Source organism: Actinokineospora sp. UV203, assembly GCF_056323665.1.
In genome coordinates this window covers 1,090,508-1,111,413 of record NZ_CM150484.1, presented here as the reverse complement: position 1 = coordinate 1,111,413, position 20,906 = coordinate 1,090,508, and the positions used below count along the sequence as shown (strand labels likewise).

The following is a 20,906-nucleotide window of genomic DNA, read 5'->3' as shown; positions in this document are numbered from 1 at the left end:
GATGATCCACCTGAACACCGCGGGCGCGGGCCTGATGCCCGAGTCGGTCGCGACCGCCATGGTCGATTGCGTGCGCCGCGAGGTCGAGCACGGCGCCTACGAGACCGAGCTGCACTACGACAAGATCCTTCAGCAGGAGGTCTACGAGCGGATCGCCGCGCTGGTCAACGCGCCGGGCGAGGATATCGCGTTCTTCGACAGCGCCACCCGCGCGTGGTGCGCCGTGGTGTGCAGGCTCGATCTCAAGGCGGGCGAGAAGGTCTGGGTGACGCCGTACGAGTACGCAGGCAACCTGATCTCGCTGCTGGCGCTGCGCGACCGCACCGGGTGCGTCATCGAGACCATCCCGACCACCGGCACGGGTGACCTGGACCTGGAGTGGATGGCGGCGAACATCAGCGACGACGTCGCGTTCGTCTCCCTCACCTACATCCCGTCGGGCTGCGGCATCGTCAACCCGGTGGCCGAGATCGGCCGGATCCTCGCGCCCTACCGCGCGTTCTACGCCGTCGACGCCTGCCAGGCGATCGGCCAGGTCAAGGTCGACGTCGCCGAGATCGGCTGCCACCTGCTCAGCGGCGCGGGCCGCAAGTTCCTGCGCGGCCCGCGCGGCACCGGCTTCGCCTACGTGGCCCCCGAACTGCGTGCCGCGCTGATCACCGACACCTACGACCTGCATGTGGCCCGAGTGGTCTCGTCGACCGAGTACGTCGTCGAGGACACCAGCGCCCGCGGTCTCGAACTGGCCGAGCGCACCACGGCCGCGGTGCTCGGGTTCAACGCGGCCCTCATCCATTTCGACTCGGTGGACGCCTTCGCCCAGCACGAGGTGTTCCAGGCGCTGCGCTCCACCCTGGCCGAGCTGCCCGTCGAGCTGATCGAGCCGGGCACCCGGCACTCCGGCATCGTCTCGTTCCGGCACGCGAGCATCCCCGCCGAGCGCATCCGCGACGAGCTCGGCGCCCGGGGGATCAACGGGTGGAAGATCCGGGGCGACCACACGCCGATCTTCATGGCCGAGCGCGGCATCGACACCGCGGTCCGGCTTTCGGTGCACTACTACACCAGCCTCGACGACGTGGCCGAGGCAGGCCGCGCGCTGAGCGAGATCCTGAGCGCGGGCGCCTGACCGTGTCGGTCGACGCCCCCACCAAGCCCTCCCGCGTGCGGTCCGGGGTCAGTGGGTTCGTCAACGCGCTCGTCCCCGGCACCCGGCCCGGGCGGGTGCTGGCCTACTGCGCGACGGTCGACTCGGTCACCATCGGGCTGTTCCTCGCCGCGACGACGCTGTACTTCGTCGCGGTGCTGGGCATCCCGGCGGTGACCATCGGCGCCGCGCTGGCCGCGGCCAACATCGCCGGGCTGATCGCCCCGGTGCCGCTGGGCGGGCTGGCCGACCGGATCGGCGCGCGCAAGGTGTACGTGGCGCTGATGGGGGTGCGCGCGGTCGGGTTCCTCGGGTACGTCTTCGTCACCGAGGTCGTCGGGTACCTGGTGGTCACCTGCGTGATCGCCGGGGCCACCCGGTCGTGCCTGCCGCTGCTGCAGGTGGTGGTGGGCGAGGTCGAGAGCGAGGCCGCGCGCACCCGCACCATGGCGTCGATGCGGGCATTCAACAACATCGGCCTCACCGCGGGGTTCCTGCTCTCCGGGCTCGCGCAGCTCACCGCGTCGCGGGTCGCGTTCCAGGCGTCGTTCGCGTTCAGCGCGCTCGCCTTGGCGTCGGTCGGCGCGGGGATGCTGCTCGTCGGCAGGCTCGTGTCGGCGACGCCCAAGGCCGCGGTCGCGGTGGAGCAGACGCCGGGGCGCACCCCGTTCCGCGACCCGCGCTACCTGGTCCTCATCGCGGGCAACGCGGTGATGATGTCGCACGACGCGATCCTGTTCATCCTGCTGCCGCTCTGGGTCGTGCGGCACGGGCTGCCCGGCATGGTCAGCTCGGTGCTGTTCGCGGTGAACACCGTGCTCACGATCCTGTTGCAGATCTACGTGTCCCGCTACGCGAGCGGGGCGACCGCGTCGCTGCGGCTCTTGCGGTGGGGGCTGGTGGCGCTGCTCGGATCGTGCGCGCTGTTCGTCGCCGCCGACAGCCAGGGGACCGTGGTCGCCGTCGTGCTGGCCGTGCTCGCGGTGATCACCCTGACAGTGGGGGAGAACCTGCACGCGATCGCGGGCTGGGAGATGTCATTCGTCATGTCGCCGACCAACGCGCGCGGCCGCTACCTGACGCTGTTCAGCGCGGGCACGAGCACGCAACTGGTGTTCGGGCCGGTCCTGATGACGGCGGTGATCCTGCCCGCGGCGACGCTGGGCTGGGTGATCATGGCCGGCCTGTTCCTCACCGCCACCGCGGCGATGGTCTTCGCCGTCACGCCGTTCGTCGCACGGCAACAAGCCCAAGGAGAGTCATGATGGCCGAGCACGTGCTGATGTTCGGCAGCGGACCTGTGATCGACTACGGGAGCAGGCTGCGCGCGATGGACGAGACGGTGACCACGACCATGGTCTGCCGCCTGGACTACGTGCCCCGGCTGCTGGAACCGGGCGGGCACCAACAGGTGCTCGCGGTGCGCAAGGACGCGCCGGTCGAGGAGGTCGTCACCCTGGCCCGCGCGCTGCACGCGGTCCGCCCGGTCACCCGGATCACGTCGTTCTGGGAGTACGACCAGGACCGCGCCGCCGCCGTCGGCGCCGCACTGGGCCTGCCCGCGCACGCCGTCGAGACCGTGCGAGCGGTCCACGACAAGGACGTCATGCGGGAGCGGCTGCGCGAGTCCGGTGTGGACGACACCCCGGCCGCGCTGGTCACCAGCTCGGAGGAGGCCGCGGAGTTCGGCGCCCGGCACGGCTACCCGTTCGTGGTGAAGCCGGTCGCCGCCGCGGGCAGCTGCGGGGTGCGCATCGTCCGCGCCGAGTCGGAGACCACCGACGCGTTCCTCGCCGCGTCCGGCGACTTCGCGGGCGTCACCCGTGCCGAAGTCCTGGTCGAGGCTTATCACGACGGACCGCAGTACAGCGTGGAGGCGTTCTCCGAAGCGGGGGAGCACGTCATCGTGGCGGTGACGAAGAAGTACTCCGATCCGGTGACCCTCGTCGAGCTCGGGCACGTGACCCCGGCGCCGCTCGATCCCGTGGAGCGCAAGGAGATCGAGAGCTACCTCCACCGCGTCTTGGACGCCCTCGCAGTGGCGTTCGGTCCCACCCACACCGAGATCGCCATGACCGCGGCCGGGCCCCGGATCATCGAGACCCACCTGCGCGTCGGCGGCGACGACATCTTCGACCTCGTCCGCGACGCGGTCGGCGTCGACCTGATCGACCTGCAGGTCCGGCAAACCCTGCGGCAGCGGGTGCTGCCGGGCATCCGGGCGACCCTCGACAGCGTCCGCGCATCCCGCTGCGAAGCGATCTGGTACGCGCCGCCCGCCGCGGTCGGGACCTTCGTCGGGATGGTCGACCCCGGCGCGCCGGACGCCACCGTCACCGCGTTGATCGAGCCCGGCGTCGATCTGGCGACCCTGACCGGATCACTCGCCCGGCTGGCGAAGGCGCGCGCCAGCGGCCCTACCGCGGAGGCGGCCGTCACCGCCGCGCGGTCGGCCATCGCGTCGCTCGCCTTCGATGTTCGCCTGACCCCGGCGAATCCACCGACCATCTGACGAGGTCAGTTCCACAAAGGCAGCACCAGAGCCCTGCCATTGAGCGGCTGGACCGCTCGGGCGTTGCCGTCGGCGAACATGCCCTGGAAGCGCGCGATCGTCGCCGGGGACACGGTGATGCCCGTGGTCAGGAACCACTGCGAAGATCCAACTCGCGCAGCCGCCACGACCTGGAGATCTCCCGGTTGGGTGTCCGAGGCCGGATTTCGTGCGTACCGGGTTCCTACCCGCACCTGAAGAACGACCGTCCACTTGACACGGTCGAGACCGGTGCCGATCAGGTCGTGGTGTGGGTGAGCAGGCACCAAGCTGGCCCGGCCCGTTCCCCTTCGGCCGCGGTCCACGCCCGCCAGGACAAACCCGCAGGGCGGGTGTCGGCACACCGACGACCAGACCGGGGCGATCGTGACCGTCGCGGCCGGAACCCTGGGCTGACCGTGAAGGGGTGGTCGGTGCGGGCGGGGCGCACTCAGGTCCGGCTTGCCCAGACCTGGTCGAACTCGACGCCTGCGAGCCGCGCCGCGTGCACGCGGTCGATCACGGCGTCGGCGAGGAACAGCGGTCCCCGTAGAAGTTGCGGGACCTTGAAGACCGCCGCGACCGCGTCGGGCTGGAACTCGTAGCGTTCGACGTGCATGATCTCGCCGTCGTCGAACCGGATCAGCTCTGAGGCCTCCTCGTCGAGCGCGTCGACCACCGTCAGGACGTTGAACAGCCAGAGGTCCGCGTCCGGGCAGTCGAGCGGTAACAATTCGCCGTGCGGTTCCAGGACCGGCCGCAACGCCGTGGCCGCGCGTTCACGCAGGACCAAGACGTGGCTGCCGAGCCACGGGAGGTCCGACTCCGCGCGCGGGGCGCCCTCGTCGTCGACCGACAGCCTGGCGACCGGGATCGGTCGCCAGGCCGCTTGCCGCGAGGTGCCGTCCAGGCCCCAGAGATACTCATGGTCGGTGTCATTCACCGGGAGCACCCACTCGAAGCCTGGACAGACCTCCGGCTGGTAGACCCTCAATACTTCCTCCGGATCACGGGAATCCGCCGGACAACAGCTTCTGCCGGATGTAAGCCAACGACTGAACCGCCTGTTCCCGGCTCTTCGCCCTGCCGAGCAACTGGTTGACCGCAGCGTAGTACCTGTCGGTGTGCAGCGTGGAGTGCACAGCCGCACCCGTCGGGTTCGCCGACCGGAGATTTTGCGGCAGGAACACACCGTTCGCCGCGTCATTGATGTGGATGCCAAAACGCTGCAGCACGGCCTGCGCGGGCCGGGATGCCTCCGCGCCGCCTGCGGCGATATGGTGCGCCGCGGTCTCGGCGGGCCGGACAGTGCCCGCGCGGACCATATTCAGCCCGAGTCTCGTCGATGAGTGCTTCACCACCGCCCCGGTCGCGGTGATCGTCGGCGCCACCGCCCTCGGCGCGTTGGCTATCGCCGAGGTGCCCATCGACCCGACGATCGACACGCCCGCGTCGACGAGTTCGGCGTTCTCCCTGCTCATGCCTGCCGCCTGCAGGCCCTGGCTGGTCAGCGAGCTTTCCTGCTCGCCGCTCAAGATCTGGCGCAGCCCGGATCCGGCGACGTCGGCGCCGTGCACCACGACCACCGCACCAGCCACCGCGCCGACGCCGGTCCACGACGTTGCCGCGCCGCCCGCCGCGCCCGCGGCCATCTCCAGCACGCCGCCGACCAGCTTGACCCCGCCCATGACCCGGTTCCAGTTGCTGGCGCCGGTCGGGTCGGTCATGCGGACCGGGTTGTTGTTGCCGTAGGTGTAGGCCGCGAGGTTGAACGGCTGGTAGACGCCGTCGTTGGGGGATCCGTCGAGGTAGCTGTCCAGGGCCGGATCCGGACTCTGCCACAGGTTCGTCTTCGGGTTGTAGTACCGGGCCCCGTGGTAGTAGAGGCCGGTCTCCTCGTCGAGTTCCTTGCCGCCGAACTGGTAGGGCACCGGGGTGGGCTGAGCCGGGTGCTCGTTGACCCACGTCTCGCCGAAGGCGAAGAACTCCAGGTGCTCGGTCAGGTTGGCGTGCTCGTCGGTCACGTAGCTCGACGAGCCCAGGTGGTCGGCGTGGAAGAAGAACTGGTGGTTCTCGTAGGACTCGATGGGTTTGACGGTCTTGGTGGCCAGCCGGGTCTCGCCGACGAACACGTGCTTGAACCCGGTCCCGTTGCGCTCGCTGAAGTTCTGGTTCGGGTAGATGTGCTGCGGCCCCGCGTCCTTGACCACCCGGTTGCCCTGGTCGTCGTAGACGTAGCGCACCGTCGGCGGCTGCTTCGGATTCGAGCAGGTGCTCGGGTTCTGGGCCACGGTCGTGTTGCGGCTGTGGTCCTGGTTGCAGGCGAGCCGGTTCTCCTCGTCCCACACCAGCTGCCTGCGCTTGCCCGGCGCGGGCGGCTCGGTGTTGACCGTGTCGATCAGGTTGCCGTTCTGGTCGTACTTCTGGTCGACCGGACCGACCTTGCTCGCCGCGTGCGGCTTGCCGCCCGCATAGGTGTAGTCGTAGGAGTAGCTCGTCTTGCGCTGCGGCTGCACGGTCTGGCCGCCCGCCTGCGCGGAGGACTCGGCGGTCGGCTCGGCGACGAGGGCTTCCTCCGGCTCCTCCACCGGTCCGACCGGCGCGAGCGTCGGGTCCGTGCTCGCGTCGACCGGCTCGGACACCGTCGTCATCGACGTCTCGTCGGCCTGCTGTGACATCGGGTCCGGGTTGACCACGATCTCGTGCACCTGCGTCTTGGCCGTGGTGTTGTGCACCGTGTCGTAGCGCAGGGTCAGCTGCTGGCGGTCCAGCTTGTTGTCCTTGTTGCGGTACTCGCCGGTGGCCGACGTGAGCTGGTACAGGTCGTCGTAGGCGAAGGTCTGCCCGCTCGGTCCGCCGATCGGCTTGCCGTGCGGCAGCGCGACGTCGTTGCGGATCTTGGTGATGTTCCCGACCTTGTCGTAGCCGTAGGTCAGGTTCTGGAACTCGTGCCCGTCGGGCAGCCGTGCCTTGAGGCCTGCCAGCTGGCGGTCTGCCGGGTCGTAGGCGTAGCTGGTGCGCACGCCGGTGCCGGTCTCCATCAGCGCCCGCTGCCCGAACTTGTCGTAGTCCAGGCGGGCGAGATAGGTGTAGTTGAACGCGCCCTTGACGCCGGTGGCCCGGTTGACCTGGCCGCCGGTGTCGTAGTCGTAGGTCAGAGCCTCGCCGTCGGGGTAGGTCAACTGCAGCACACGGTTGAAGGCGTCGTACCGGTAGGACGTCGTGTAGCTGCGCGCGGGCCCGTTGATGGCGGTGACGGTCCGGCTCTCCCTGATCATCTCACCGAGGGGGCCGTAGGCGCGGTTGACCGTGCCCGCGGCGTCGCGCACCGAGGCGATCCGGTTGGCGGTGTTGTCCGCCGCGCCGGGGGCGCCGTAGGTGTAGGTGATGTTGTTGCCGGGGAACGTCGGGTACCGGATCGCGGTGGGTCGGTTGAACTCGTAGTCGTACTCGATCGCCTGGTTGGCCGCCCGCAGCTTCGCGGTGACCTTGGCGATGGTGTTATCCGCCAGGTCGTAGCGGGTCTCGGTGCGGCCGCTGTCCGGACTGTCCACAATGGTGCGACGGCCGAGGTTGTCGTAGGCCGAGGTCGTCGTGCTGCCGCGGTCGTCGACGACGGCGGTGATCCGACGCAGCGGGTCGTAGCCGTAGCTGGTCCAGATCACCGGCTGGCCCGCGGCCGGGTTGAACTCCTTGACCGAGGTGGTCACGCCGCGCACGTCGGCGTAGGTGCGCCGCTGCTTGGCGTTGGCGTCGGTGGCCACGGTCTCGAACCGGGTCGTGCCGGAGCGGTCCGCGCCGAATCCGTAGACCATGGTGGAGGCGGTGTGGTCCGGGATCACCGTGCGGGTGGTCCGGTCGAGGATGTCGAAGCTCTGCCGGGTGGGTTGGACCGAGTCGATGGCCGGGTTGAAGGTGGTGTTGTTGTCGCCCTTGGGTTCGGTGACCGGGTAGTAGTGCTCGATCCCGCGCCCGACGAAGTCGAGGACGCTGCGGCCGGAGACCGTCATCACCTGTTGCGAGTCGGCCCCGGCCGCGGTGACGACACTGGCGTCCTTCTTCGTCTGCAGTGTCCTCTTGAGACCGTCGGCAAACATCACGGTGTCGATGGTGTCGGCACGCACTTCGCTCGCGGTCCGGTCGACGTGTCGGGTGATCGCATACGGCACGACCGCTTCGGGGTGGTACTCGAAGTCGATGGTGGCCCGGTTCTCGGCGATCTCGTACGGCCCGGTGACGGCGTCGACCCGGCCGACGGTGTCGTAGACCGTCCGCACCCGCTGGTTGTTCTGGTCGGTGGTGCTGTTCGGCAGGCCGTACTTCAGGTTGTGCGTCGAGGTCGACCGGTAGCCGAAGCTGTCGGTGATGGACTCGATGTGCACGCCGACGACGCTGTCGTAGCCGTAGTCGAGGCGGAAGCGTTGGCCGGTCTTGTTCGCCGGACCGGTGAACGCCTTGAGGTTGCCGTCGCCGAAGTACTCCATGTCACTCACCGCGGCGGCGCCGTCGGCGAGGTATTTGCGCACCTGCGTGACGTCAGCGGTAACACAGTCCACTGTGGACTGGGTGTGCCGCAGGCGGACACTGGGCGAGGTGCCCCGGACTTCCTCGAAGTTCGCCACACCGACGATGTGCCGATCGCGGCAAGCCTGGATGGCAGAGGAGTAGCCCAATCGGGTCTCCACGTCGTCGGACGCGCCGTCGTCGGCAGCGTCGAACGTGCGGGTCAGGTTGCCGAACTCGTCGTACTCGTGCTCGGTGTATGTGGACTTCCCGGCGACCGGTTGGCCTTCGTAGAACCGCTTGTCGGTGCGGGAAAGCAGCGGGAACACCGTGGCGGTCGCACCCGCCGGGTCGGCGGGTGCGCCGGTGGCCACGTCACGCAGCTGGTAGGTGTGCGCCGTCTCCAGGAAGGGTTTCCCGGCACCGTCAGCGGTCAGCGCGCGGGCAGGCAGGCCGCGCGTGTAGAAGCTGTCGGTGCGGTACTCGTTGGTCGCGGTGCGGTACACCGCGTCGCCCGCACCGGCGTCGCGCTGTTCGGTGACGACCTTGCCGAAGCCGAAGAACTCGCGCTCCAGCCGGTCGTACTTGCCGTTCTCGTAGCGGAACGTCGACACCTGCAGGTCTTGGCCGTCGCCCGGGTGTCCGTCGAACAGGGTCGAGCGCGACAGCACCCAGCGCGACTCGGGCGAGTCGTAGGTGTTGCCGTCGCGGGTGTAGTCGAGATCGATGCGCGCGCCGAGCGGTCGGGCCACCGACCGCAGCAGGTTGGTGCGCCCGGTCCGGTTCTCCGCGACCACCAGCTCGTGGTCCTTTGTGGACTTCACGTGGTCGACGTAGCCGTCGCCGTTGACGTCGCGCAGCGCGACCTCGGTGCGGCCGATCCCCGCGGTCACGTCGGCGCCGGGGTTGAACACGATGCAGCCGAAGAAGAAGCAGAAGCCGAAGGTGAAGTACGCGCCGCCGCCGACCGAGGCGTTGGCGTCGGCGTTGACCCCGGCCATGCTGCCGCGAAACGGCGTGGGCGCGGCGAAGCCGTTGCCGGTGTTGATGGCGACGCCGACCGGGTTGCCGCCGTTGGCGAACACGCGGTCCATCAGGCCGTCGCCGTTCATGTCCATCAGGCTCGCGTCGGTCTTCGACGTCCCGACCGCGGCGGACACACCGCCGGCGAATCCGTAGTAGTCGGTGTTGAAACCGAGGTTGACCCCGCCGTTCTTCGTCTCGCCCGCGTTGAGCGGACCGCCCGGCCACGGCTCGCGCCCCGCGAAGGAGTAGCCGAGGTTGAGCGCGGCATCGCCGTTCTCGAAGACCTTGTCGGGCAAGCCGTCGCCGTTGATGTCGATCAGGTCGTGGGCGGTGTCCGAGTCACCGCCGCCGAGGTTGCCGCCGACGCCGAGCGTGGGCATCTCGGTGCCGGCCTTGGCGGTGTTGGCGTTGGTGCCGCCGGCAGGAATGTCCTGGCCGCGCGCGGTCGAGCTGGTGCGCGCCGGGCTGCCCGCGTTCGCCGAGACGCTGTAGGCCAGCGATTGCGACTCTCGGACGCTGCCGCCGACGCTGCCGCGGGTGCTGCCCAGGCCGCCGACCATGTCGGAGTACTGCACCCCGGCCGAGCCGACGACGTCGGGGAACCGGTCGCCGTTGAGGTCGAGGAAGTCGACCTGGCCGGTGCTGCGGCCCTTGGCCACGCTGCCGCCCGCGCCGATGCCCGGCCCACTCACGCCGAGCGTGGTCGAGATCTGCTGGGTCCGTCCGCGCCGGGTCACACCGGTCGCGCCCGCGAAGTCGTTGTCGCTCACGACGTCGATGGTGTCGAGCCCCAGGCGGGAGCTGGCCGCGCCGTCGGCGGTGACCCAGGTGTTGTCGTCGGCGCCCGCCCAGCGGCCCTGCGCGGGCATCGGGGCGAACACCACGATCTTGGGCGCGGTCACCTTCGGGTCGGCGGTGAAGCCGGGGACGTCGGCCTCGGTCGGCCCGTCGGGCAGGGAGTCGCGGTAGCTCTCGTCCAGCACCAGGTCGGCCTGCACGATCGGGCTGGTCGCCCGGCCGCGGTTGCCCTGGTAGCCGATGGCCGCCCAGCCGCGGTACGGCTGGGCGAAGGCGCCCTGCTCGACTGCGGCGTGCAGCGCGCTGGGCGCTGCGGCGCCGTTGACCGTCACGGACTGCCCGGTGAGCTTGGACAGCAGCGAGGTGTCGACAGTGGAGTAGTCGAAGAACAGCTCGTCGCCCTCGGTCACCGCGACGCTAAGCGGCTGCAGTGCGGGGACCTGTCCGTCGACGATGTCGATCAATTTCTTGGCCAGCAGCGCGCCGCGCTTCTTGACGGTGAAGACAACTCGGGCGTCCGGTGTCTGGCCCGCGAAGTCGAAGGCCAGGCTCGGCTGGACGGAGAGCTGGCCGGTGTCCGCCGCGGTGTAGAAGCCTTGGGGGGCAGTCAATGTGGACGCCGGGTAGACGTCGAGGTCGTACGGCGCGCTGATCGTCAGCGTCGGGTTGCCGTTCTCGTCGACGACCTGGTCGACACCCTGCGCCGCGGTGTAGTGCGCGCGCGGCACCCAGCGCAGGGCGCCCGCGTCGATCGGCGAGTCGGCTTTCAGCCGCCAGGACAGCGTGTCGTTGGCGGTGACCGGGATGTCGAGGTCGACCGCGACGGCGCCGCCCGCACCGCCCGGTAGCGGTGCGCTGAGGACCTCGGCGCCGTTACGGGTGATCACGACGGTGACGTCGTCGCTGGTCGGGCCGGTCTTGGTGACATCACCGGACAGGTGCAGTGTGCCGGTCAGCGGCGCGGTCACCAGCGACGGGCGGCCCGCCAGGGTGAAGTCCCGCGAGGCGAGATAGCGGTTGTTGTCGAGACCGTTGACGTCCCTGCTCGCCGGGGCGGCGACGTAGCTGATGTCGGGATCCCAGGCGACCTGGTCGTAGCTGCCGTCGAGCACTGACTGAACGCGGAAGTAGATCGCGTCGCCGCGGCGGACCTGGATCGAGTCGACCCCGGTGGGCGCGAACTCGATGTAGTCGTCGGGCCCGATGCGCTGCGCCCACAGTTCGGTGTCCCCGTGCTGGATCGTGGTCCGGACACCGTCGGCGGAGCGGTAGGCGGCCCGCTCGGGGCTGGTGTCCTGGACGAGCCTGACCCGGCCGTTGACCCTTACCGCGCCGTCATACGGCGCGACCCAGCGGCGCACGCTGTCCAGCAGCGGGAACGTGTCGATCTGCCGCTCGAACTCGGCGGTCTGGTCGCCGACGATCGTGCCGGACACCGCGCCCGCGCCGATCGGGACCGGGGTGTCGTGGCTGTTGGCGCTGTAGGCGGGATTGCCATTGGCGTCGAGGTGGCCGAAGAGAACGCCGCCGTTGTTGACCAGGTCGGTGATGCCGTCGCCGTTGACGTCGGCGAAGTAGCGGTCGGACTTCGTCGTGGTGGACACGTAGTCCAGTTGGGCGGCGACACCGAAGTACGACTCGATGCCGACGGTGCCCGAGCGGGTCTTCTCCGAGGAGATCGCGGGCAGGTTGTTCAGCCGGACCGGGGTGTCGGCGAAGCGGGTCTCGCCGCCGGGACCGGAGAGGTTGGCGCGATAGAAGATGCCCCCGCCGGAGCGGAACACCTTGTCCGGCAGGGTGTCGCCGTTGACGTCGGCCAGCGCGAGCAGCCCGTCGGACGAGCCTGTGTTGTAGCCGACCTTGACCCCGGCGGAGTTCGCCTTCTTCGGCGCGGTCGGGTTATAGCCCACGTAGAGGTGGCCGCCCGCGCCCTTGGACGTGCTCGACGACAGCGCGCTCGCTTCGCCGTTGCCCCGCAGGCCGACACCGAGGCCGTCGTCGGGGATGGACCAGCCCTTCGACTCGGCGAATGCGTTGTAGGCGCCGGAGTCGTCGCGGATGTCGTCGAAGTAGTCGAACGTATGGGTGTTGAACAGCGCGTTGTCTTCGCCGAACCGCGACACCGAGTGCAGCAGGGTCTTGTGGAACGCACCGGTCCGATAGTTCAGCTCATAGGCGCGCACCAGCTGGTCGTCGAGCTTGACCTCGACTCGGCGCAGCAGGTCGGCGGAGACCTTCTTGAAGCCGCTGCGGGCGTCGATCTGGACGTCGGCGCGGCGGGGCTCGCCGCGCTCACGGTCGCGGGTGAACGTCACTGAGTAGCGGCCCTCGGCACTGCCGTGGCCGGTGTAGGTGATGCGCTGCGGGTAGAGGTTGACGCCAGGCACGGTGGAGTTCGCGACTCCGCCGTCACCGACCCGGATGTTGTGGTAGCGCACGAAGTTGTCGTTGGCGTCGCGGGTCTCGTGCAGCGCCCAGGTGGCGATGTTGCCCGAGCCGTCGGTGAGGGTGGCGTTCTCGGTCGCGGAGCCGCTGCCGCCGAAGAGCTGCCGGGTGCCGCTCTTGTCGGTGACCTCCCACCAGTAGTTCGACGGGCTGTCGCCGTGGCGCACGATCTTGCTGAACCGGCCTTCCACTCTGGTGTGGAACACCTTCTCAGCGGTGCGCGCCTTAAGTTCGCCGCGGTGGGCCACCGGGGTGAGCTGCTCACCGTTGAGCAGGTAGGTCTCGGTCTCCAGGCCGCCGTGGTAGCGCGGCACGCCCCAGCGGGTGTCGATCGTGATCGAGGGCGTGGCCAGGTCCCAGCCCGTGCCAGTCCACCCGTTGCCGCCGCCGGAGTTGTACTGCACCGCGACCTGCGGCTGCAGCCCCGCCCGTCCCGGCGGCACCTCGATCGGATAGCCGAGGCGGGCCTGACCCAGGTTGTTCGCCCCGGGCGCCTCGATCAGGGTCACCCCGGCGCCGGGGTCGGCCGCCTTGATGTCCTTGATCTGGTTCGGGTTGAAGGACGCGCCCTCGGGATGTTCGGGCGCCTCGATCGCACTGGTCCCCGCGGTGGGCGCCGCGGAGTCCTGCCGCTGCAACGGGGTCAGCCCGGCGGCGACAAGGGCGAGGATCACCGCCAGAACCACACCGCTGCGACGGACGGATAACGGACGACGTCTGCGATCCCGAACGATCATGGCGCGGTGACTCCCTCAGTGGACGACTCCCGACCCTGCATCGCCACGACCCGTGGGAGAGTTACCGAACATGAGCAATCGGATTCACGTCTCCGCCGAATGGCGGCACCACACACGGTGATCTCGCAAGGGCCGGAGTTCGGCCTGCGTCGAGTCAAGTCCATAATGGATAGTGCTGGGGTCGCAGGCAACCCCAGGGTGTCGGGCGTTCCGCCGAGCGGGCTGGTAGTGGCCAGTCAACTCACCGTGGGTGATCGTCGGCGGGTAGGCGAGCCGCCACCACCTATGGCGACTGACAACCGCGTAGTGCGCAGGAATGAAACCCGCGACGGCGCGCTCGATGACCTACGGGCGGACCTTGTCGTAGGTGAGGATGGCGTCGACCTCGTCGGACATCGTCGCTCTCAGCCGTTTGAGCAGGGTTCCTCGTCCCAGGTGTGGCAGGCGATCGCGTCGGTGACGTCGAACAGCGGCAGGGACAGCCGATCGCGGGTTGACTGGTAGCCGGCGAACAGGGGACCGTGCCATCGCCGGAATCGCGGAACGCCCGGAGATCTTTCCCCAATCGATCTCGCCGGACATGGGGCCGAGGTGGCTCCCTGGACGACGACCGGGCCGCAGACCTCCGCGCGGTCGTCGCGACCTGTCCCCTCGGGAGCGCTGCGTATCGAGGAGCACTGACCTGGGTCAGTGCTCCTCGATGTGCGCGCGGAGCGCTTGGACCCGGTCCTCGCGCACCGGGGAGTCCCAGCCGGACCGCACAAGGCCGCCTACGTGGATCGCGTCGACCCCCATCGCCCGCAGCACTGGGACATGCTCGGGCCGCAGGCCGCCGCCCGCTATCAGCCTGACTCCCTCCAGCGGTCGCGCCGCGCGGTCGGCGAGCACGGGAAGGCCGGTGGGCAACCCCGCGGTCGATCCCGCCGTCAGGACGAAGTCGAGGCCGGGCAGGCCGTGCAGCGCCGACCACGCCGACTCCTGGTCGGCGGCGTGGTCGATGGCCCGGTGGAAGGTCCACCGCGCCCCGTCCAGCCCCTCGACGAGGGCCGTGGTGGCCTCGATGTCGATCCGGCCGTCGGCGGTGAGGAATCCGAGAACGAACTCGTCCGCGCCTGCCGCACGCATGCGCTTCGCCGTTCGCGCAAGGCAGGCGACTCCTTCGCGGTCGATGGTGAAGCCCAAGCGGTCGCGCAGCATCACGCGCAGCGGGATGTCCACCGCCGACCGCATGCGCTCGACCAGGTCGTTAGCCGGGGTCAGTCCGTCGGCTGCCATGTCGCTGACCACCTCGACCCGGTCGGCGCCACCGCGTTCGGCCGCGCGGGCGTCGGTCACGGTCAGCGCGATGACCTCAAGCAGACAGCCGGTCAATCAATCCTCCTTCGCCGGAACTATGGTTTAGACCATAGTGCGATCGCGAACCTACGCCAATGTGCTCGGCGGAGGCTTCGTCGGTCAGGCGCAAAGAGGCCTGTAGCGCGCACGCGGATTGGCCGGTCCAACCGGTCGACTAATTAGGTCTCCGTGCTGCTGCGCCTCGGAGGAACCACTACGCCGTCGGCGGGGGCGTGGCGTCGGGGTCGATGAGGACGAGGTCGATGTCCCACCGGCCCTCGCAGTCGCCGCGCCGCACCAGCGCCTGGCCCGCCGCGTACGAGCCGGAGGTGAAGAAGACCTCCGCCTCGAACCCCTCGTTGTCCATCCCCGCCGGTCGGTAGCCCGCGGCGGTCACCGCGTCCTGGATCAGCACGGTGACCTCGTCGATGGGCTTGGTCGTGACCGCCCGCACCGTCACGTGCCCCCGCGTGCTCACGACGTGCGTGACTGTGCCGACCCGCTCGAAGGACAGCCCGGCGGGCATGAGAGCGGTCTGCGCCGGGGGAGCCGGGGTCGGGGCCGGACAGCCCGCGTCACCTTCGGACCCAGCCGAGCACCCGGCCGCGACGACCGCCACCGTCCACATCAGTGCCAGAGCGCGCATGCCACCTTCGATCATGGCGGCCACTCTAGGCAAAACTCGCAAATCGCGAGCCTATCATCCGACCTTCTCGGTGTACGGTGACCTCCGCCACGCCACACACCTCCGCGGCCAGAAGCCGCGGAAGCGGTGATCGGCACGGCGGAGTGGGCGCAAGGGCGCGCCCGACTTGACCCTGGAGGCATGCGTGGCCTTACGCAGAAAAATCCACGTCCCGATCTTGGCCGCGACGGCCCTCACGGCGCTGTTGGGCGCCAGTGCCGTCTCGGTCCCCCGGTCCGAGAGCCCGGAGCAGGCACAAACCGTCACGGCCGACCCGGTCGGCGCCGAGGAGTGGATGTACCTCCAACGCGCCAACGCCGACGGCTCCATCCCGGACTCCGCCGTCAACGAGGCGATCGCGCAGTCCAAGCAGATGGGCGAGGCGAGCATGGGCTCGCCGAGCACCGCCCAGGTGTGGACGGGGCTCGGACCGAGCAACATCGGCGGCCGCATCCGTGACATCGCCGCCGACCCCACCACCAAGGACGTCGCCTACATCGCCACCGGCACCGGCGGCCTCTGGCGCACGGCCGACGGCGGCGCGACGTTCACGACCGCGTGGGACGACCTGCTGCCCCAGTCGATGGGCGCGGTCGCGGTCGACTCCAAGGGAACCGTCTGGGCGGGCACCGGCGAGCCCGACCACGGCGGCGGCTCGTCGTACTACGGCAAGGGCGTCTACAAGTCGACCGACGATGGCGCCACGTGGGCCAACATGGGCCTGAAGGACGGCGACACGGTCGGCCAGATCGTCATCGACCCCCGCGACGACAACCGAGTGTTCGTCGCCGTCATGGGCGCGCTGCACGACACCGCGCCGACCCGCGGCCTGTTCATGACCGAGAACGGCGGGGCCACCTGGACCCGCGTCATCGTCCCGGGCAGCGCCTCCACCGGCGCGATCGACGTGACGATCAACAAGTCGAACCCCGACATCATGCTCGCCACGACGTGGGACAAGATCCGTGACGAGAAGTCGCGCATCTACGGCAAGAACTCCTACGTCTACCGCTCCACCGACGGCGGCCGCACCTGGGCGAACGTCCACCAGGCGCCGCTGCCGCAGAGCGTCGACATCGTGGGCCAGCCGGTGACCGCGACCTACGTCGGCCGCATGGGCGTCGACTTCAGCGACAGCGACCCCAACCGTGCCTACCTCATTTCGAGCACGGCAGGCGGCAACTTCAACGGCTTCTTCACCAGCACCGACGCCGGCGCCACCTGGGTCCCGGTCGGCCCCACCTCCGGCGGCACCCTGCAGAGCATCAGCGGCGGGTTCGCCTGGTGGTTCGGCCGCGTCTACGTCGACCCGACCGACCCGCGGCACGTCTTCGTCGCGGGCGTCAGCCTCGCCGAGAGCCTCGACGGCGGCCTCACCTGGACGACGTCGCAGACCCCGCACGCCGACCAGCACGGCCTCGAATGGGACCCGTTCACCCCGGGCACGGTGTTCCTCGGCAACGACGGCGGCTTCTACCGCTCGACGCAGAACGGCGCCGCGCGCGGCCTGTGGTCCAAGACCCCGCACCTGCCGGTGACCCAGTTCTACGCGATGGACGTCTCGGTCCAGGACGGCAAGCGGCTCAACGCCGGCTCCCAGGACAACGGCTCGCTGAAGTCCTGGGCGGCGGACAACACGGTCAACGGCGACTGGTTCAACTTCGTCGGGGGCGACGGGATGATGAACCGCATCGACCCGACGAACGACCGCAAGTACTACGGCTGCTTCCAGAACGGCGGCTGCCGCGGCTTCGTCGACGGCGTCGGGTTCGTCATGACGATCCCCGGCGCACGCAAGAACTGGGTGGCACCGCTCGAATTCGGCGCCGACTCGCGCGTCATGTTCGGCGCGAGCGAGTTCGTCAGCCGGATCAACACCGACGCGGGCCAGCGCGTGTGGCAGCGGATCAGCCCGGACCTGACCGAGGGCACTGAGCCCCGGGCTCCCGGCTTCGGCACCGTCACCGCGCTCGGCACGACGACGGCCGACCCGAACCTCGTTTACGCGGGCACCGACAGCGGCCTGATGTGGGTCAGCCGCAACGCGATGGCCGCCCCCGACCAGGTGACCTGGGAGAAGATCACCAGCCCGGTGTTCCCGGGCCGCTGGGTCACCCGGGTGACCGTCGACCCGCAGGACCCGAAGGTGGCGTGGGCCAGCTTCTCCGGCTGGCGCTCCGGCGACCCGTACCCGCACCTCGTCATGACCACCGACGGCGGCCGGACCTGGGCCGACATCGCGGGCAAGCGCGTCCCGCAGGCGCCGATCAACGACGTCATCCGGCACCCGTCGAAGAAGAGCTGGCTCTTCATCGCAACCGACGTGGGTGTCTTCCGCACGACCAACCTCGGTCGGACGTGGGTCAAGGTCGGGGCGAACCTGCCGCTCGTTCCGGTCAACGACATCGACCTGCCCGCGGGCAGCGAGACGCTCTACGCGGCGACCTACGGTCGCAGCATCTGGACGACCTCGCTCGCCGACGCTTCCTGAGGCCGGTTGAGTCCTGAGTAGACAGCGCGAGACCCGGTCACCCCGGCGGACCACCACTTGGTGGGCTGTCGGGGTGACCGCGCTGTGCGTGGTGTTCCTCGCGCCGATGGTCGTCATGGTGCTGGGTTCGCTGCAGCGCCCGCTGCAGCCGCCGCCTGACGGACTCGACCTGTGGCCCAGCCCCGCCGAGTGGTCGAACTACCTGGCCGTGCCGCGGTTCCTGCCGCTCGCCCGGCTGCTGCTGAACTCCCTGCTGCTCGTCGTCGTCGCCGTCCCGCTCACCGTGGTCGTCACCTCGATGGCCGGGCTCGCGATCGTGACCGCCCACGGCAGGCTCCGGCGCGGGCTCATCGGCGTGTCGGTGTTCATGCTGCTCGTGCCCGCCGCCGCGCTCTGGGTGCCGCGGGTCGTCCTACTGCGCGGTGTCGGCCTCGCGGACACGCCGCTCACCGTGGCCTTGCTCGCGCTCGCGGGCACGACACCTTTCTATGTGCTGCTTTTCGCGCTCGCGTACTCGCGCATCCCCGTGTCGCTGCTAGAGGCGGCCACGCTCGAAGGGCTGAGCCCTTACGCCGTGTGGCGTCGGGTCGCGCTGCCGCTGGGCCGTCCGGCGGCGGTGGCCGTCGCCGCACTGTCCACTTTGTACTATTGGTCGACGTTCATGGATCCGCTGACCCTGGTGTCGTCGCCGGGAAACTGGCCGGTGGCACTGGGTCTGCGAAGTCTCAGCGAGATGGAGGCTGCTCTGTACCCGATCTACCTCGCCGGCGCGGTCATCGTGACCGCCCCCGCGCTGCTCGCGTTCGCCATCGGCCAGCGGTCGTTCTTCTCCGCGGTGGAACGCTCATGAGCGCCCGGAGGCTGGTCGCGGTGCTGACGGTGCTGGTCGCCGTGGCCTGCTGCGCCGCGGAACCGGCCGGAAGCGATGTCGCTCCGATCAAACTCCAGGTCAGGGCCGACCCGGAGGAGGCGGCCGTCTACCGCAGCTTGGTCTCCGCCTACAAGGACGCGGGCGGTGGTGAGGTCGAACTGGTGACGGTCGGCCGCAAGGACCACCTCACCCGCCTCTCGACCGCCTTCGCGTCAGGGGACGCGCCGGACGTCTTCCTCATCAACTACCGGGATTACTCCCCGTTCGTGCAGCGCGGAGCCGTGCGGCCCGTGGGCCCGCTGCTCGAGCAGGAGGGTGTCTCCACTTCGGACTATTACGAGCAGCCACTGCGCGCGTTCACCTATCAGGACGCGCTGCAGTGCATGCCGCAAAACATCTCGTCCCTTGTCGTCTATTGGAACCGGGCGTTGTTCAAGCAGGCAGGCATCGCCCCGCCCGCGGTGGGCTGGACTTGGGACGAGTTCGTGCGCACGGCCCAGGCGTTGACGACCGGCGGGGTGAAGGGTGTCGGCATCGACCCGTCGATCACCCGGATGGCGCCGTTCATCTGGAGCAACGGCGGCGCCATCGTCGACGACGAGAAGGCCCCGACCCGCACCACCCTGCACGAGCCCGCCGCCCGGGCGGCGCTGCGAGCCGTCGTCGACCTCATCGCCACCGGCGCCACACCCACCAAGGACCAACTCGCCGCGCAGGGTCTCGAAGAGCAGTTCATGACCGGGAAAGTGGCGATGTTCCTGAGCTCGCGGGTCGAGGTGCCCGCGCTGCGGGAGCAGCGTGGCCTCGACTTCGACGTCGCCGCCCTGCCGGTGATGGGCGCACCCGCGTCGGTGCTGCACTCCGACGCCTACTGCGTGGCGAGCACGTCGAAGAACACCAAGGCGGCAGCGAAGTTCATCGCGTACGCCGTGGGCCGACAGGGCCAGACCGTCACCGCACTGGGCGGGCGCACGGTGCCGTCGCTGCGCTCGGTCGCGGCCTCGCCCGCGTTCCTCAGTCCGGCCCGGCCGCCCGCGTCGTCGCAGGTGTTCCTCGACGCCATCCCGCACCTGCGGCACACGCCGGTGACACCGTCGTGGCCGGAGGTCGAGGACGTGATCGGCACCCAGCTGCAGCGGGCCTTCGAGGACGGGGTCCCGCTCGACGAGGTCCTCGCCGAGATCCAGAAGCAGGCCGACCCACTCTTGCGGCGCCGATGAGCCTGCGGATCCTCGGCGCCCACAAGGTTTTCCGCGCCCGTGGCGGGACGCGGGTGACAGCCATCGACGGGATCGACCTCGAGGCCAGGGACGGCGAGCTCCTCGTCATCGTCGGGCCGTCGGGGTCGGGCAAGTCGACCCTCCTGCGCGCCGTCGCCGGCCTGCAGCCGCTCGACACCGGTCGGATCCTGATCGGCGACCGAGATGTGACCGGCGTGCCCGCCGGCCGACGGGATGTCGCGATGGTGTTCCAGGAGGCGGCGCTGTTCCCTCACCTGAGCGTGGCCGCGAACATCGGCATCGGTGAACGCGCCCGCGGTTCCGCCCGCCGCGCCGTCGAGGCCCGCGTCCGAGAGGTGGCCGGGACTCTCGCCGTCGACCATCTCCTGGGCCGGATGCCGGGCGAGCTCAGCGGTGGGGAGCGGCAGCGGGTGGCGCTCGCCCGGGTCATGATCCGCGCGCCCGCGGTGTGCCTGCTCGACGAACCCCTGGCGTCAGTGGACGCGGAGCTCCGACTGCGAATGCGCGGCGAGATCCGGACGGTGCAGCGGTCGCTGGGCGTGCCGATGGTGCACGTCACCCACGACCAGGTCGAAGCCATGGCGATGGGCGACCGAGTCGCCGTCATGGACGCCGGGCGCGTCCTCCAGTGCGACACCCCCGCCGAGGTCTACGCCCGCCCCGCGACGATGGCGGTGGCCCGCATCTTCGGCCCGCTGCCGATGAACCTCCTGCCAGTCGGAAAGGAGACGGTAGTGGGGCTGCGGCCCGAGCGGGTGCTGGTGTGCGGGATCGAGGCAAGCGGTCGCGCGGGGTCGGTGGTCGAGGTGGAACCCGCGGGGGAGGAATGCCTCGTGCGAGTGCTGCCAGACGACGCGAACACCGCCCTGCTCGCCCGCCTGCCGTGGGCCGACGCCCCGACCGTCGGGGACCGAGTCACGGTGGCTTGGCGCCCGGAGGACGAACACCACTTCGACGCCACGACGGGCGAACGCCGATGATCGGCAGGCATCGAACCGGAGATGGCTCACCCCACGCCACCTCACCGATGCGTGTCGATCATGGCATCATTCATCGCCCGCGCCTGCCACGGTGTCGAGCCGGCGGCGGTCCACCCC

The 20,906-nt window shown here is 69.8% G+C and carries 12 protein-coding genes; 7 read left to right on the top strand and 5 right to left on the bottom strand.

Features of this window, described 5'->3' with window-relative positions; all coding sequences use genetic code 11:
* Window position 1: 1 nt before the first annotated feature.
* The 3 genes from ACUZ2Y_RS05060 to ACUZ2Y_RS05050 are packed head-to-tail and all read left to right on the top strand — an operon-like array spanning window position 2 to window position 3,659.
* Entirely contained in the window at window positions 2-1,129 is a 1,128-nt protein-coding gene (locus ACUZ2Y_RS05060) for an aminotransferase class V-fold PLP-dependent enzyme (RefSeq protein WP_476327370.1), read from the top strand.
* Window positions 1,130-1,131: 2 nt separating this feature from the next.
* The gene (locus tag ACUZ2Y_RS05055; RefSeq protein WP_476327368.1) at window positions 1,132-2,412 is read left to right on the top strand and encodes an MFS transporter; all 1,281 of its coding nucleotides are present in this window, start codon (window positions 1,132-1,134) and stop codon (window positions 2,410-2,412) included.
* Entirely contained in the window at window positions 2,412-3,659 is a 1,248-nt protein-coding gene (locus ACUZ2Y_RS05050; protein WP_476327366.1) for an ATP-grasp domain-containing protein, read from the top strand. Before ACUZ2Y_RS05055 ends, ACUZ2Y_RS05050 begins: the two co-directional genes overlap by 1 nt.
* Before the next feature lie 5 nt (window positions 3,660-3,664).
* Here the strand turns inward: ACUZ2Y_RS05050 and ACUZ2Y_RS05045 are convergent, their stop codons facing one another.
* The 5 genes from ACUZ2Y_RS05045 to ACUZ2Y_RS05025 all read right to left on the bottom strand — a co-directional run bounded on the left by ACUZ2Y_RS05045 (window position 3,665) and on the right by ACUZ2Y_RS05025 (window position 15,182).
* Window positions 3,665-3,826: a hypothetical protein gene (locus tag ACUZ2Y_RS05045; protein WP_476327364.1), complete on the bottom strand. Its 162-nt coding sequence runs from the start codon at window positions 3,824-3,826 to the stop codon at window positions 3,665-3,667.
* Between the two features lie 302 nt (window positions 3,827-4,128).
* Complete coding sequence (locus ACUZ2Y_RS05040; protein ID WP_476327362.1) at window positions 4,129-4,620, bottom strand: imm11 family protein; 492 nt, start codon at window positions 4,618-4,620, stop codon at window positions 4,129-4,131.
* Window positions 4,621-4,684: 64 nt separating this feature from the next.
* On the bottom strand, window positions 4,685-13,123 hold the full coding sequence (locus tag ACUZ2Y_RS05035) for a SpvB/TcaC N-terminal domain-containing protein (RefSeq protein ID WP_476327360.1): 8,439 nt from the start codon (window positions 13,121-13,123) through the stop codon (window positions 4,685-4,687).
* A gap of 750 nt (window positions 13,124-13,873) precedes the next feature.
* Entirely contained in the window at window positions 13,874-14,557 is a 684-nt protein-coding gene (locus tag ACUZ2Y_RS05030; RefSeq protein ID WP_476327358.1) for a copper homeostasis protein CutC, read from the bottom strand.
* 178 nt (window positions 14,558-14,735) lie between these two features.
* Window positions 14,736-15,182: a hypothetical protein gene (locus ACUZ2Y_RS05025; protein ID WP_476327356.1), complete on the bottom strand. Its 447-nt coding sequence runs from the start codon at window positions 15,180-15,182 to the stop codon at window positions 14,736-14,738.
* Window positions 15,183-15,351: 169 nt separating this feature from the next.
* On the opposite strand from ACUZ2Y_RS05025, the gene ACUZ2Y_RS05020 reads away from it, so the two are divergent.
* The 4 genes from ACUZ2Y_RS05020 (at window position 15,352) to ACUZ2Y_RS05005 (ending at window position 20,789) form a co-directional block, all read left to right on the top strand.
* Window positions 15,352-17,697 (top strand): WD40/YVTN/BNR-like repeat-containing protein, encoded by a 2,346-nt coding sequence (locus tag ACUZ2Y_RS05020; protein WP_476327354.1) that lies wholly within the window; start codon window positions 15,352-15,354, stop codon window positions 17,695-17,697.
* A gap of 73 nt (window positions 17,698-17,770) precedes the next feature.
* Entirely contained in the window at window positions 17,771-18,547 is a 777-nt protein-coding gene (locus tag ACUZ2Y_RS05015; protein ID WP_476327352.1) for a carbohydrate ABC transporter permease, read from the top strand.
* Entirely contained in the window at window positions 18,544-19,788 is a 1,245-nt protein-coding gene (locus ACUZ2Y_RS05010; protein ID WP_476327350.1) for an ABC transporter substrate-binding protein, read from the top strand. The genes ACUZ2Y_RS05015 and ACUZ2Y_RS05010 overlap by 4 nt, the downstream gene beginning before the upstream one ends.
* Entirely contained in the window at window positions 19,785-20,789 is a 1,005-nt protein-coding gene (locus ACUZ2Y_RS05005) for an ABC transporter ATP-binding protein (RefSeq protein WP_476327348.1), read from the top strand. Before ACUZ2Y_RS05010 ends, ACUZ2Y_RS05005 begins: the two co-directional genes overlap by 4 nt.
* Window positions 20,790-20,906: the final 117 nt, after the last annotated feature.